General features: G+C 55.0%; 10 protein-coding genes. 6 read left to right on the top strand and 4 right to left on the bottom strand.

Annotation, left to right across the window (positions count from 1 at the left end):
- Positions 1 to 25 precede the first annotated feature (25 nt).
- Positions 26 to 598, bottom strand: a complete 573-nt coding sequence (locus LZ634_RS08895; RefSeq protein ID WP_234504094.1) for a DedA family protein — start codon at positions 596 to 598, stop codon at positions 26 to 28.
- Between the two features lie 154 nt (positions 599 to 752).
- Here LZ634_RS08895 and LZ634_RS08890 point away from each other — a divergent pair, with 154 nt between their 5' ends.
- Both LZ634_RS08890 and pbpG read left to right on the top strand, forming a co-directional pair.
- Positions 753 to 1,340 carry a Yip1 family protein gene (locus tag LZ634_RS08890; RefSeq protein ID WP_234504092.1) on the top strand — a complete coding sequence of 196 codons (588 nt, stop codon included), beginning with the start codon at positions 753 to 755 and terminating at the stop codon, positions 1,338 to 1,340.
- A gap of 178 nt (positions 1,341 to 1,518) precedes the next feature.
- A complete protein-coding gene (gene pbpG, locus LZ634_RS08885) occupies positions 1,519 to 2,472 on the top strand; it encodes a D-alanyl-D-alanine endopeptidase (protein WP_234504090.1) in 954 nt (317 codons plus the stop codon).
- Positions 2,473 to 2,490: 18 nt separating this feature from the next.
- On the opposite strand, the gene LZ634_RS08880 is transcribed toward pbpG, so the two are convergent.
- Both LZ634_RS08880 and dld read right to left on the bottom strand, forming a co-directional pair.
- Complete coding sequence (locus LZ634_RS08880) at positions 2,491 to 3,045, bottom strand: GNAT family N-acetyltransferase (protein ID WP_234504254.1); 555 nt, start codon at positions 3,043 to 3,045, stop codon at positions 2,491 to 2,493.
- Positions 3,046 to 3,129: 84 nt separating this feature from the next.
- The gene (gene dld, locus LZ634_RS08875) at positions 3,130 to 4,851 is read right to left on the bottom strand and encodes a D-lactate dehydrogenase (RefSeq protein WP_234504089.1); all 1,722 of its coding nucleotides are present in this window, start codon (positions 4,849 to 4,851) and stop codon (positions 3,130 to 3,132) included.
- 203 nt (positions 4,852 to 5,054) lie between these two features.
- Here dld and bglX point away from each other — a divergent pair, with 203 nt between their 5' ends.
- On the top strand, positions 5,055 to 7,352 hold the full coding sequence (bglX, locus tag LZ634_RS08870; RefSeq protein ID WP_234504088.1) for a beta-glucosidase BglX: 2,298 nt from the start codon (positions 5,055 to 5,057) through the stop codon (positions 7,350 to 7,352).
- A gap of 210 nt (positions 7,353 to 7,562) precedes the next feature.
- Here the strand turns inward: bglX and LZ634_RS08865 are convergent, their stop codons facing one another.
- Complete coding sequence (locus LZ634_RS08865) at positions 7,563 to 8,717, bottom strand: ATP-binding protein (RefSeq protein ID WP_234504087.1); 1,155 nt, start codon at positions 8,715 to 8,717, stop codon at positions 7,563 to 7,565.
- A gap of 659 nt (positions 8,718 to 9,376) precedes the next feature.
- On the opposite strand from LZ634_RS08865, the gene LZ634_RS08860 reads away from it, so the two are divergent.
- From LZ634_RS08860 to LZ634_RS08850, 3 genes are all read left to right on the top strand, one after another.
- The gene (locus LZ634_RS08860) at positions 9,377 to 10,717 is read left to right on the top strand and encodes a glycoside hydrolase family 28 protein (protein WP_234504086.1); all 1,341 of its coding nucleotides are present in this window, start codon (positions 9,377 to 9,379) and stop codon (positions 10,715 to 10,717) included.
- A 62-nt stretch (positions 10,718 to 10,779) separates the two neighbouring features.
- Positions 10,780 to 12,339: an MFS transporter gene (locus LZ634_RS08855; RefSeq protein ID WP_234504085.1), complete on the top strand. Its 1,560-nt coding sequence runs from the start codon at positions 10,780 to 10,782 to the stop codon at positions 12,337 to 12,339.
- 98 nt (positions 12,340 to 12,437) lie between these two features.
- Positions 12,438 to 13,673, top strand: coding sequence for an MFS transporter (locus LZ634_RS08850; RefSeq protein WP_234504083.1), 1,236 nt, complete (start codon positions 12,438 to 12,440; stop codon positions 13,671 to 13,673).
- The last annotated feature ends 6 nt before the right edge of the window (positions 13,674 to 13,679 follow it).

Here is a 13,679-nt window from a genome sequence, read left to right as displayed (position 1 = left end):
TTCCCGCTACCGCCGTCGATATGGGCTATTCCTGCGGCTTTCTCGCTTCCCGCCGTTTCAACCACCAGCGCAGCGCTATCACCAGAACGATAGCCAGTGCCAGCCAGATCAGATGCTTAAGGTGCTTATCCAGATGATGGAGCCATGGACCGATCGCTTCACCGCCAAGATAGCCGAGCGTGGTAAACAGCAGCGCCCAGATAATCGCCCCGACAATATTCAGCGGCAGGAAAATTTTCGGCGGCAGACCGCTGGCGCCAATCAGCAGCGGGCCTATTACCCGGAAACCGTACATAAAGCGCGTACCGATAACGAACAGATAGGGGTGACTCTTAATTAAGCGCTGCGCTTTGCGAATCCGCGCCTGATGGCGTGAGAAGCGCTTAAGTAATCGACCGCCAAACCGCCGCCCAAGAAGGTAAAGCAGCTGATCGCCAATCATGCCGCCTAACGCCACCGAAATGACCACCAGCGGAAATTTCAATAGACCCTGATGTGCCGCCACGCCGCCGAGCAGCGTAATTGTTTCACCTTCTGCCATGCTGCCGATAATCAGCGCGGCGTAACCATAGTGGGAAATCAGGTTATTGATATCCATGCAAACACGTACTCCTTACAACGTCTTTCCCTTAATGATACACCCTGACGCGCAGGCTGCGGCTGCGTCTATTTTTCGCGTTGTACATAAAATAATCCATTGACGTGAATTATACTTACAGCAACGTGGTACGAAGCCGTGCAGAGGAGGCGTTATGAACCATGTATGGGGACTTTTCTCCCACCCTGACAAAGAAATGCATATTATCCGTAGCGAGAACGAAACTGTTTCTCACCACTTTGTGCATCACGTACTAATCATGGCGGCCATTCCGGTCATTTGTGCTTTCATTGGCACCACCCAGCTTGGCTGGAACTTTGGCGATGGCAACATCGTCAGGCTATCTGTCATGACGGGGTTGGGGATGGCCGTGCTGTTCTATGCGCTAATGCTAGCGGGTGTCGCCGTGATGGGGCGGGTCATCTGGTGGATGGCGCGTCACTATCCAAACAGACCGTCGCTCAAACGCTGCATGGTGTTTGCCGGCTATGTGGCAACGCCTATCTTCCTGAGCGGTATCGTCGCGCTGTACCCACTGGTTTGGCTGTGCGCGCTGGTGGGAACGGTGGCGCTGTTTTACACCGGTTATCTGCTGTATGTCGGCATTCCGACCTTCCTGAATATCGACCGGGAAGAAGGGCTGAGTTTCGCCAGTTCGACGCTGGCCATTGGCGTGTTGGTGCTGGAAGTGCTGCTGGCGCTGACCGTTGTGCTCTGGGGCTACGGCTACCGTCTGTTCTGATGTTGTAACGCATTGCTGGCGTGAATTTAATCGCGCTAGCAATGCAGCATTTATTCACTATTCTTTGCTGGTAGATTCCGCGCACTCCGCGCTATGATGAGCCATTCCGCTTCGTCACCGTTTGGTGCGAAGCGGTTGTCTATCATAATGTGCATAAATAACCGCCAGAATACTCACCATGCAGAAATTTCGAGTTTCCCTGCTCAGCCTTGCTTTAGTGCTGGCTGTGCCTTTTGCGCCTCAGGCGAGTGCAAAAACGGCCGTTTCCGCCGTGGCCTCGCAGCCGGATATTGCTTCCGGTAGCGCAATGATTGTTGATCTGAATACCAATAAAGTCATTTATGCAAACCAGCCGGATCTCGTGCGCCCGATGGCCTCGATAACCAAGCTGATGACGGCGATGGTGGTGCTGGATGCACATTTACCGCTGGATGAGATGCTGACGGTCGATATCAGCCATACGCCGGAAATGAAAGGGATTTACTCTCGCGTACGCCTCAATAGCCAGATCAGCCGTAAAAATATGCTGCTGCTGGCGCTGATGTCTTCCGAAAACCGTGCGGCGGCGAGCCTGGCGCATCATTATCCGGGCGGTTATGACGCGTTTGTTCGCGCCATGAATGCGAAAGCCAAAGCGCTGGGCATGACCCGCACTCGCTATGTCGAGCCGACGGGGCTGTCGATTCACAACGTATCGACCGCGCGTGACCTGACTCGCCTGCTGATTGCCACCAAACAGTATCCGCTGATTGGCCAGTTGAGTACCACCAAAGAAGATACCGCGACCTTTGCCCACCCGGCTTACACGCTGCCGTTCCGCAATACCAACCATCTGGTGTATCGCGATAACTGGAGCATTCAGCTGACCAAAACCGGCTTTACCAACGCCGCGGGTCACTGCCTGGTGATGCGTACCGTGATGAACAACCGTCCGGTGGCGATGGTGGTGATGGATGCGTTTGGCAAATATACCCACTTTGCCGACGCCAGCCGTCTGCGTACGTGGGTCGAAACCGGGAAAGTGATGCCGGTTCCGGCGGCGGCTTTGAGCTATAAAAAGCAAAAAGAAGCCCAGGTGGAAGGCGATATCGCCAAAGCCCAGCGTAGCGGGCAAACCACCCAGGAAGATTAGCCCTCGGCTGATGTAAAATTATTCCGGCAGCGTCCAGTCACCATCGTTGAGTGGGCGCTGCATAATCACCGTATCCCGCCAGTCTCCCAGTTTGTAGCCTACGCTACGCAGCTGGCCCACAACCTCAAATCCATGTTTCTTATGCAGGCGTAACGAGCCGGTATTGTTATTCCCGTCGCCAATCACCGCCAGCATCTGTCGCCACGGGCCTTGTTCGCAGATTGCAATCAGCGCCGTTAACAGACGACTGCCGATACCGTGCGCCGTCATACTGGTGTCAACGTAGATAGACTCTTCAAGCGTGTAGCGATAGGCCGGGCGAGGGCTATAGGGGCTGGCATAACAGTAGCCGACAATCTCGCCGCGATAGAGCGCCACCAGCCAGGGCAAGCCCTGCTGCTGGATTTTGCTCATCCGCTGGCCCATTTCGTCAATCGAAGGGGGGACTTCTTCAAACGAGGCGCGTCCGTTGAGGACATGCCAGGCGTACAGCGCCGCAATGGCCTGAACATCGTCGGCTCTGGCGGCGCGGATTTCAATATCGGCATCGCAGGCGACATCAAGCGTGGACATCATCGAATTCCTTGTAGTGACAAACGCGTTTGGGATACGCCGGGGGCCCGCAAAAGCGCCCCCGGAAAAGCCCGGATGACGACATTATGCGTCAGTTTTCTCACCCCAGTATTTCAGTTTACTGGTTTTACCGATACCCGGATTCATACTGTTGGTCGGATCGTTTTCGTGGTAATGGCGCTGGAGGTTTTCATCGGCTTCATACAGATGTCCGACGTTATGTTCCGCCGGGTACTGTGCGCCGCGCGCGCGCAGCAGTTCCAGCATTTGCTCTTTAAGTTCGTGCGGATCGACGCCTTTTTTGACGATGTAATCCTGGTGGAAAACGTGGCACATAAAGTGGCCGTAGTAGAGCTTATGCACCAGCTTGCTGTCGATTTCCGGCGGTAGGTGTTCAAACCACTCGGTATCATTCCGGCGCAGTGCGATATCCAGCGCCAGAATATCTTCCACTTCATCCGCGTGTACCGCCTGATAACGGATTGCCGCACCGGCAGCCGCGAAACGGTGCAGGAACGCTTTGCTGCCTTCTTCCGGCGTACAGGCGAAGAAATCACCTTCCGCCTGTTTAAAGTACTCGGTCAGCCAGCTTTGCGCTTCTTCAATACCCTCGCCGGACATTTTCAGCAGCAGGTGATGTTCGTACTTGTCGCGCCAGGTTTTCATGCGCTCCGGCAGGTGTGCGGGGAAGACATGCCCCAGCTTTTGCATGAAGCGGTCGGTGAAGTGCGGTTTAAACAGCGACACTTTTTCCAGCATCGCGTCGGTACGCCCTTTCATGGTGAAGAAGAACGGCATTTTATCGGTGCCGAGCTTGTCGATCATCAGGAAGGTATCTTTACCGTACTGCTCGGCAATATCGTAAATATCGCGATGCATGTATTCGCCGGCAACCGGCAGATTGTTAAACTCAGCCAGAATGTGGCGACGGATTTCGGTCAGCACCTCAGGCTGGTTGCTGCCAATGTAGAACACCTGCTGGCGTTTTTCCGCCGGGAAGGTGTCAAGACGCACGGCAAATACCGCCAGCTTGCCCGCACAGCCGGAGGACTCGAACAGACGGTCCGGGTCGGCGTTGTAGCGCGCCGGGGTGTCGGCGTTCACATCGCGCACGCGGTTCACGTAGTCGTGGTCGTGTGCATGACGGCCGTCGTGCTGCACGTCGCTGTCCTTCACGCGCTCATCGTCGAGCTTGCTTAAGATTTGCTCCGGCGTTTCGCCCAGATCGATCCCCAAATGGTTAACCAGCGTCAGTTTTCCCTGCTCATCAATGCGCGCAAACAGCGACATTTCGGTGTAGGCCGGGCCGCGCTGGACCAGTGAACCGCCGGAGTTGTTGCAGATGCCGCCGATAACCGACGCGCCGATGCAGGAAGAACCAATCACCGAGTGCGGCTCGCGACCGAACGGTTTCAGCGCTTTCTCCAGCGAATAGAGGGTGGTGCCCGGCCAGGCCAGAACCTGCTCGCCTTTATCCAGCAGGTGCAGTTTATCAAGGCGCAGGGTGCTGATAATGACGATTTCGCGGTCGTAGTCGTTGCCGCTTGGCGTCGAGCCTTCGGTCAGACCGGTATTGGCGGCCTGCATCAGGATAATTTTGTCCGCCGCCACGCAGGCGCTGAGGACGCGCCACAGTTCCAGCAGCGTGCCGGGGAAGACCACGGCGAGGGCATCGCCGTGACCAGAACGAAAGCCTTTGCGATAGCGGGCGGTTTTAGCGGGGTCGGTCAGCAGGTGAGCGTGACCAACCAGGCGGGAGAGTTCGTTAATCAACGCGTTATTATCGATTGTAGTTTGAGAAGACATTCTCCACTCCTTGTGGTGGGACGAATTTTTTTTCGTTTCTAAGAATAGCGCTTTGTATGATCATTTGGTGAGCGAATGTTTCTAATAATCAGAGAATAAACCTTAGCTTTCTGTACCGGGGTCATTCAAGTTTATGGCAAACTGCGTTTTTTCATCGACTCTCGTCGCCCAAATCGGCACGCACTCAAAGAGACTATAAGAATATGAAATGGCTATTATCTGTAAGCGTTGCGGTGAGCCTGGCGCTGCAACCCGCTCTGGCTGAGGATCTGTTCGGCAACCATCCGCTGACGCCGCAGGCGCGCGATGCCTTCGTAACCGGCCTGCTGAAAAAGATGACCGTCGATGAAAAAATCGGCCAGCTACGACTGATTAGCGTCGGCCCGGATAACCCGAAAGAAGCCATTCGCGAGATGATCAAAGACGGTCAGGTGGGGGCGATTTTTAACACCGTCACCCGTAAGGACATTCGCGCCATGCAAGATCAGGTGATGTCGCTAAGCCGCCTGAAAATCCCTCTGTTCTTCGCCTACGATGTGGTGCACGGTCAGCGCACCGTCTTCCCGATTAGCCTCGGGCTAGCCTCGACGTTTAACCTCGATGCGGTGAAAACCGTTGGCCGCGTGTCGGCCTATGAAGCGGCGGACGATGGCCTGAATATGACCTGGGCGCCGATGGTCGATGTCTCGCGCGATCCGCGCTGGGGGCGCGCCTCGGAAGGGTTTGGTGAAGACACCTATTTAACCTCCATCATGGGTGAAACCATGGTGAGCGCGATGCAGGGAAAAAGCCCGGCGGATCGCTACTCGGTGATGACCAGCGTCAAGCACTTCGCCGCCTACGGCGCGGTGGAGGGCGGTAAAGAATACAACACCGTCGACATGAGCCCGCAGCGCCTGTTCAACGACTACATGCCGCCATACAAAGCCGGGCTGGATGCGGGCAGCGGCGCGGTGATGATCGGCCTGAACTCGCTCAACGGTACGCCGGCGACCTCCGACGCGTGGTTGCTAAAAGACGTGCTGCGTAACCAGTGGGGCTTTAAAGGCATTACCGTCTCCGATCACGGGGCGATTAAAGAGCTTATCAAGCACGGCGTAGCATCCGACCCGGAAGATGCGGTGCGCGTGGCGCTGAAGTCCGGCATTGATATGAGCATGAGCGATGAGTACTACAGCAAATACCTGCCGGGGCTGGTGAAGTCCGGCAAGATAACCATGGCGGAGCTGGACGATGCGACGCGTCACGTCCTGAACGTGAAGTACGATATGGGGCTGTTTAACGACCCGTATAGCCACCTGGGGCCAAAAGATTCTGACCCGCAGGACACCAATGCGGAAAGCCGCCTGCACCGCGCTGAAGCGCGTGAAGTGGCGCGCCAAAGCCTGGTACTGCTGAAAAACCGTCTGGAAACCTTGCCGCTCAAGAAAGACGCCACCGTTGCCGTTGTCGGTCCACTGGCGGATAGCCAGCGCGATGTGATGGGCAGCTGGTCAGCGGCAGGCGTTGCCGCACAGTCGGTGACCGTGCTGAGCGGTATTAAAAACGTGATGGCCGGGCAGGGGAAAGTGGTGTACGCCAAAGGGGCGAACGCTATCAATGACAAAGGCATAGTGGACTTCCTGAACCAGTACGAAGAGGCGGTGAAAATCGACCCGCGCTCACCGCAGGCGATGATTGATGAAGCGGTTAACGCCGCCAAACAATCTGACGTGGTGGTGGCGGTGGTTGGTGAAGCGCAGGGCATGGCCCACGAAGCCTCCAGCCGCACCGAACTCTCCATCCCGCAAAGCCAGCAGGATCTGATCGCCGCGCTGAAAGCCACCGGCAAGCCGCTGGTACTGGTGCTGATGAACGGTCGTCCGCTGACGCTGGTGAAAGAAGATCAGCAGGCGGATGCCATTCTGGAAACCTGGTTCGCCGGTACCGAAGGCGGTAACGCCATCGCCGACGTGCTGTTTGGCGACTACAACCCGTCCGGTAAACTGCCGATGTCCTTCCCGCGCTCCGTGGGGCAGATTCCGCAGTACTACAGCCATCTCAACACCGGCCGTCCATACAACGCCGATAAGCCGAACAAATACACCTCGCGCTACTTTGACGAGGCCAATGGCCCGCTGTATCCGTTCGGTTACGGCCTGAGCTACACCACCTTCACCGTGTCTGATGTGAAAATGTCCGCGCCGAGCATGAAGGCAAGCGGCAGCGTCACCGCCAGCGTGCAGGTCACTAACACCGGCAAACGCGAAGGTGCGACGGTCATTCAGATGTACTTGCAGGACGTCACCGCGTCGATGAGTCGTCCGGTGAAACAGTTGAAAGGCTTTGAGAAAGTGACGCTGAAACCGGGCGAAACCCAGACGGTCAGCTTCCCGATTGATGAAAGCCAGCTGAAGTTCTGGAACCAGCAGATGAAGTATGCCGCTGAGCCGGGTAAATTCAACGTCTTTATCGGCGTGGATTCCGCACGCGTGAAGCAGGGCGAGTTCGAGCTGCAGTAAGTTTTGCTCACTTACGACGCTTTGCCGGGCTCTCCATTTGAGGAGAGGGCCCGGCAACCCCCAAATATAGTCAGCTATGAGCGAGGAGCAGATGTTCGTAATTGAGTCGCCATAGATGTTGCTAGTAATGCCGTGTATCAATCAACTGGGAACAGGTCACTTCTTCATTATCCCCGCTCTGGATTACAGAACTGCTGAATCCCCTAACAATCACTTCGCTTGTTCAGCGGTGACGTAATCCCTGAAACCATTAAAGTCTAAAGAGAGACGATCTCCCGTTGTCTCAACTGCAAACTCTTGCTCAATCGGAGTGCCTAATTCACCGCCTAAAACACGCAAGCGAATACGCATGCGTCCCGGGCCTTCCGGCAAAACTGCAATGAGCTCCGAACTGGCCTGTTCCCCTGGCAATAGAGATCCTAAACGAAAGTGGCATTCCGGATTTTGGGCACCTTCGATTATCTCCAGCTTGTTATCTCTGTTAAACAATGGGCCGCTTTTAATGGTCCCGAAGTCGAGCGTATTTTGCGTTGGTTTTGGCTTTTCAGGCAAATCACTTTCTGCGATTAAATGCACATGGGACTCTATTGTATCAATGGTTAGTTCAACCTTAGCGTTGGACAACTGCACGCCAGACCGATTGAGAAGCACTAGTCTTAGCATAATAAGCGCTTTATTGATTCGCATGTATTCTGCGTACTCGCGGAAGAAATTCCTATTGTCCCTGTAAATGCTTGAGACACTAGGCATGTCAAAAGGCCCTCGTGGTTTTGAGGGCCTTTCAAAGTCTGGAAACTCCTCAGTGAAATGAAGGTAAGTGCGGGTAAAGTTGAGGGGAAGAGTGTCATTATCAGGTGTCCGCAGGGATAGCTCGATTTTCATCTCCGCGCGACCATTGTCTTCATACCCCATCGCTATGGTTTCGACAGGTTCGGCTTCATCAGTGCTACTTCCTCTTCGGACATAAACGACATTGCTTTTGAGTTTTCCGTAAGCAGTAGTGAGATAAAACGGGCGCTTCTGTTTGGGGATTGAAATGATGCCGATGGTCTTGCCTTCATACAGGTGTTCTTCATAACTGAATGTAAGCTTCGGCTTCACCTTGCTGTTCACGAACTGCTGTATTCGAGAGTCATCAATGCTGTCATGAATTCCAACTACCTCCGCAGGATTCGGACGCTGATCTTTAAATCCCAATAGGATATATCCGGTGCCATCGCGCCAGGAGTTAGCTATAGCGAGAATATCTTTAAGCAGTTCTGATTTATCGTTCTCAGAGCCATTGGTAAAGCGGTACTGTGCAGATTTGAAGTCAATATCAGTACCCTCACTCTTATAGCGCAGCATATTTAATAAATTGTGCATTTTAGTTCTCATGCTTTGGTTTTATGAGCACATTATAAATAAATCGCCATCTGAGTGTTAGGCATGCAGAACAGCGCTGACCTGCTCCGTTGAGCCACACCAACTGTTATTAACAACGTCTGCAATTGGCTGTGAGTTCAACTGATGGACGCAACACATTGGTTAAAACTTCTGTCGTGATTTGCCATAAGCATTTTTAGTGTGATTACATGGGGTGAAGGATATGGGTAGGAGCAACTTGCGTATTGACGAGCAGCTGAAAGCTCTGCTCGATGGTACGTGAACAGTGGAAAAATGAACTCGCAAAAGGCAGGGTATCTCTGTTTTGCAGCAAAGGAACCGCTTCTACATTGTGTTGATACCCCCCAATCTCGCTCTTCACTCCACTTTGTGAACCCCATCGCGATTTACCTCTCTGTGACGCAGAATCTGCGCTAAATAGCCTATTTTTTATCCGCTAAATCGTACGTAACGTGATTAATCTCACGACTTACGTCCCGCGCCTGCCACCGTTTTGTGCGCCAGTTCAAATGCGGCCCCGCATCGTAAGAACTGGCGTGATGCCATTCACTAATACGTAAAAAAGCCCACATCTGTCCGGCGAGAGAAAACGAAAACCCGCGTTAAATGCAGCTATCTCAACATCAGCAGGTAGCGACATGAAGATTTCTCTGCATAACACTTCCCTCGACCGTAGTGGCAAAACGCCGCTGACCGCTCAGCTTCAACAGCTGATTGATGAAATTGACCGCGCGGGCGGCGGCACGCTGGTGGTGCCGTCGGGTGACTGGATGACCGGCACGCTGATACTGCCATCGAATTTTACCCTGCATCTGGAAGCGGGAGCGCGTTTGCTGGCCAGCCCGAATGCAGAAGATTACCCGCAGACATTGACGCAAACCGTCGCCGAACTCTCGCGGATGGCGCTCATCTATGCCCGCAATGCCCATCACATCACCCTGAGCGGTGAAGGCAGCCTGGTAGGCGGTGCGAGCGCCTGGTTTTCAGCCAGCGCCGATGCCCAGGGCTATCGCCAGCCGAAAACGATGCGCCCGCGCATGCTGGTGCTGGAAGGCTGCCAGCAGGTGCGCATTCGCGATATCACTATCAGCGATTCGCCGATGTGGACGGCGCACCTGGTGAGCTGCAATCAGCTGTTTATCCAGAATCTCACCATTGATAACGATCTGGCGCTGTCCAATACCGACGCGCTGGATATCGACAGCTGCCAGCACGTGCATATCAGCGACAGTTATTTCAGCGCTGCCGACGACGGCATCTGCATTAAAACCACCCGTAAGCCGGAAGGTTTACAGCAGGCCACCCGACACGTAGTGGTCAGCAACTGCCTGATTCGCTCCAAAAGTTGCGCCATTAAAGTCGGCACTGAAACCTTCGCCGATATCAGCCATATCGCGGTACACAACTGCTCGATTTTTGAATCCAACCGCGGCATTGGTCTGGTTTCCCGCGACGGCGGCCAGTTCAGCCAAATGATTTTCAGCAACATTCTGTTCGACTGTTGCCACGGCCATCCGTGCCATTGGGGCAAAGCCGACCCGGTATTTATCTCGGTCCGTCACCGCGATCCGCAAATTCAGCCGGGCCGGGTCGAGGACATTACCTTCAGCCAGCTCTCCGGCGTGGGGGAAGGGGCGATTAACCTGCACAGCGAAACGCCGGGTGATATCCGCCACGTCACCTTCAATTCTCTCTCTTTACAGCAGCTGGCGAGTGTTTCGGACGAGCAGGGTTGTTACGACATTCGTCCACCGTGCAACCCGGCAAGCCCAACCGGAATGGGGCTGGATAACGCTTACCGCGTCAATCCGCAAACCGGTCGCGCCTGGGGCGTTGAGGGGTATCCGGGCGGGCTGCCTGCGCTGTATGCCAACGGCGTTTGGGGGCTGACGCTTAATGATGTGCGCGTTCGTCGCCCACAGCCGCTGCCGCCGGGCTGGAGTGCGAGCGCCATCGTGCAGGAAAACGCCGACGCCTGATTCTATTTGATGCTGGCGCGGCGAAGCACCGCGTCGTTGTGTACTGTTCAAGGGGATGGAAAATGATAAAAAAAGTGCGGGAAATAAAACTCCACAACTACATCTGCTTTGGTCTGGCCGATGTAATTGGTTCGGGCGCGTTTACTCTGGTGAGCGCCTGGCTGCTGTTCTTCCTGACCACCTTCTGCGGCCTGACGCCGATTGAGGCCGGTTCGCTGTTTGCCGTGGCGCGTATCGTCGATGTGATCATGTGTCCGCTGATGGGTTACATTTCCGATAACTTCCACAAAACGCGCCTTGGCCGCCGGTTTGGTCGTCGCCGTTTCTTCCTGCTGCTGAGTATTCCGCTGGTGGCGGTCTACAGCCTGCTGTGGGTGCAGGGCTTTAGCTACTGGACCTATCTGCTGGCCTATATTCTGTTCGAAATCGTCTATTCGATGATTATGATCCCGTACGACACTCTGTCGGCGGAGATGACTTCTGATTTCACCAAACGCTCGAAGCTCACCAGCGCCCGTATGTATATTGCCCAGTTCGCTGGCTTTACCGCCGCATTTTTGCCGGGACGCCTGTTGGCCTACTTTGGGTCAGACTCGGCCATCTCCTTCTTCTACGCCGGGGCGATTTTCACCGTCGCCTTTATGATAGTGCTGTTCTTCGTTTACTTCGGCACCTGGGAACGTTCGCTTGAAGAGATTGAGCAAAACGAGCGCAGCATTGTGCATGAAGAGAAGCAGCCTCTGGGCAAACGTCTGTTCGATATTTACTACGACTTCGTTTCAACGCTCAAAATCAAAACCTTCCGCTCGCACCTCGGGATGTATCTGGGGGGATCGGTGGCGCAGGATATTTTCAACTCCGTCTTTACCTATTTTGTGGTGTTCGCGCTGGCAACCTCATCGGTTGTCGCCAGTAACCTGCTGAGCGTGATTAACGGACTGCAGTTCTTTGGCGTCGGCGTGGCGACGTGGCTGACCCTGCGCTACTCGCCGTCCCGCGCGTTTGCGACTCAGGCGCTGATGGCGCTGGTGGCGTTTGTCCTGTTTGCGGTGACCTATCTGTACGGTTCCACCAGCATGGCGATGCTGTACCTGGCGGCGGGCGTTGCAGGCCTGGCGCGCGGCGGTATCTACTCCATTCCATGGAACAACTACACCTTCGTGGCCGATGTGGATGAAATCCTCACTTGCAGCCGTCGTGAAGGGGTCTTCGCCGGCTTTATGAGCCTGCTGCGTAAAGCTTCCCAGGCGCTGTCTATCTTCCTCGTCGGCGTCGCGCTGCAAATGTCTGGCTTTGTCACCGGCCATACCAGCCAGCCTGAGTCGGCTATCAACATGATCCTCGCGATCATGATTATTCTGCCGGTAGCACTGACCCTGTGGGGGATTTGGTCTGCTTTCCAGTTCAAAGTGAACAGCCGTACGCATGCCGTGCTTAACGAGGAAGTGGCGCGCCTGAAACAGGGCGGTAGCAAAGCGACCGTCACGGCGGAAACCAAAGAGATCATCGAAAGCCTGACCGGTATGCCGTACGAACAGTGCTGGGGCGATAACACCGTCGGCCACGTTAACCGCAGCCTGCTGAAAGCCAAACAGCATCAGGTTCAGCTAAAAAACGCCTAGGTTTTACCCGGCGGCGCATCGCGCTGTCGGGCAGATGAATAACACAGTGTTCTCCCGGGTAAGCCATGCGACCCCGGGACTTTTTTTGGATAACGGACATGACCGACAGGACTTTATATATTCAACAGGGGATTTGGGCACGCTTAGGCCTGCCGCGCGAGCTGGCGTGGGGCTTTATCGGCGTGTTCCTGTTCATCACCGGGGCGACCATCGAGCAGAGCTGGCTGGCGTCGCTCCTTCAGCAGCGCGGCCTCGACGCCGTGCACATCAGCCTGCTGTCATCGGTGTTCGGCCTGTGTGTCGCCGCCATCTCCTGGTTCTCCGGCATTGGCGCGGGCGTACTGGGCGTGCGTCGGCTGATGTGGCTGGCGACAGTGCTCTATTTTATCGGCTCGGTACCGTTTATTTTTGTCGCCTTACCGGAGGGCAATTACCCGATGATGATGGTGAGCTACGCGATACGCGGCATGGCCTATCCGCTGTTTGCCTATTCGTTTTTGGTGTGGATTAACCAGCGCTGTGAAGCGCGCATTTTAGGCCGTGCCGTCTCCTGGTTCTGGATTGCTTTTGGCGTAGGGATGACCATCGTTGGGCCGTGGTTCTCGGGATTTATGATCCCGCGGGTGGGCGAAACCACCACGCTACTTTCTGGTTTTTTCTTCGTGCTGGCAGGCTGCGGCTGCGCGCTGGTGCTCAACCGTGACAAACCTCACTGGCAGCGTGATGTGGCGATAGGCCCGGCGCTGGCAGAAGGCATTATCGTGCTGGTGCGCGAACCGAAAATGCGCCTCGCGGTGGTGGTGAAAACCATCAATGATATTGGCAAATTCTCGCTGGTTATCCTGATGCCGGTGTATCTGCCGCGTTTTGGTTTTAGCATTGAAGAGTGGCTGACCATTTGGGGGCTGGTCAACGTGGTGAATATCTTTGCCAACTACTTCTTCGGCTGGTTGGGCGATACCATCGGCTGGCGTAATACGGTGGTGTGGTTTGCCGGCACGCTGTGCGGCATTTCTGCGCTGGCGGTATGCTATGCGCCGGTGCTGTTTGGCCATAGCAGCACGGCGCTGATTATCGCGCTGGCGATTTATGCCATTGGGCTTGGGGCGTTTGGCCCACTGAGCGCACTGATCCCTTCTCTGCTGCCGGAAAACAAAGGGGCGGCGATCTCCTGCCTGAATCTGGGCTCCGGCCTGAGTAATTTTGTTGGCCCGCTTATCGTCACGCTGTGCGTGAATCCGCTGGGCGTGGAAGGCACTCTGTGGGTTATTGCGCTGCTTTATTTTGCTGCAAGCTTGCTGACTCTGCCGTTAAAAATGTCAGAAAACAGCTAATTGGCA

The organism is Kluyvera intermedia (assembly GCF_021440345.1).
GTDB lineage: Bacteria > Pseudomonadota > Gammaproteobacteria > Enterobacterales > Enterobacteriaceae > Kluyvera > Kluyvera intermedia_A.
Note: the sequence above shows the minus strand (reverse complement) of the source record. Positions and strands in the feature narration are given on the sequence as shown.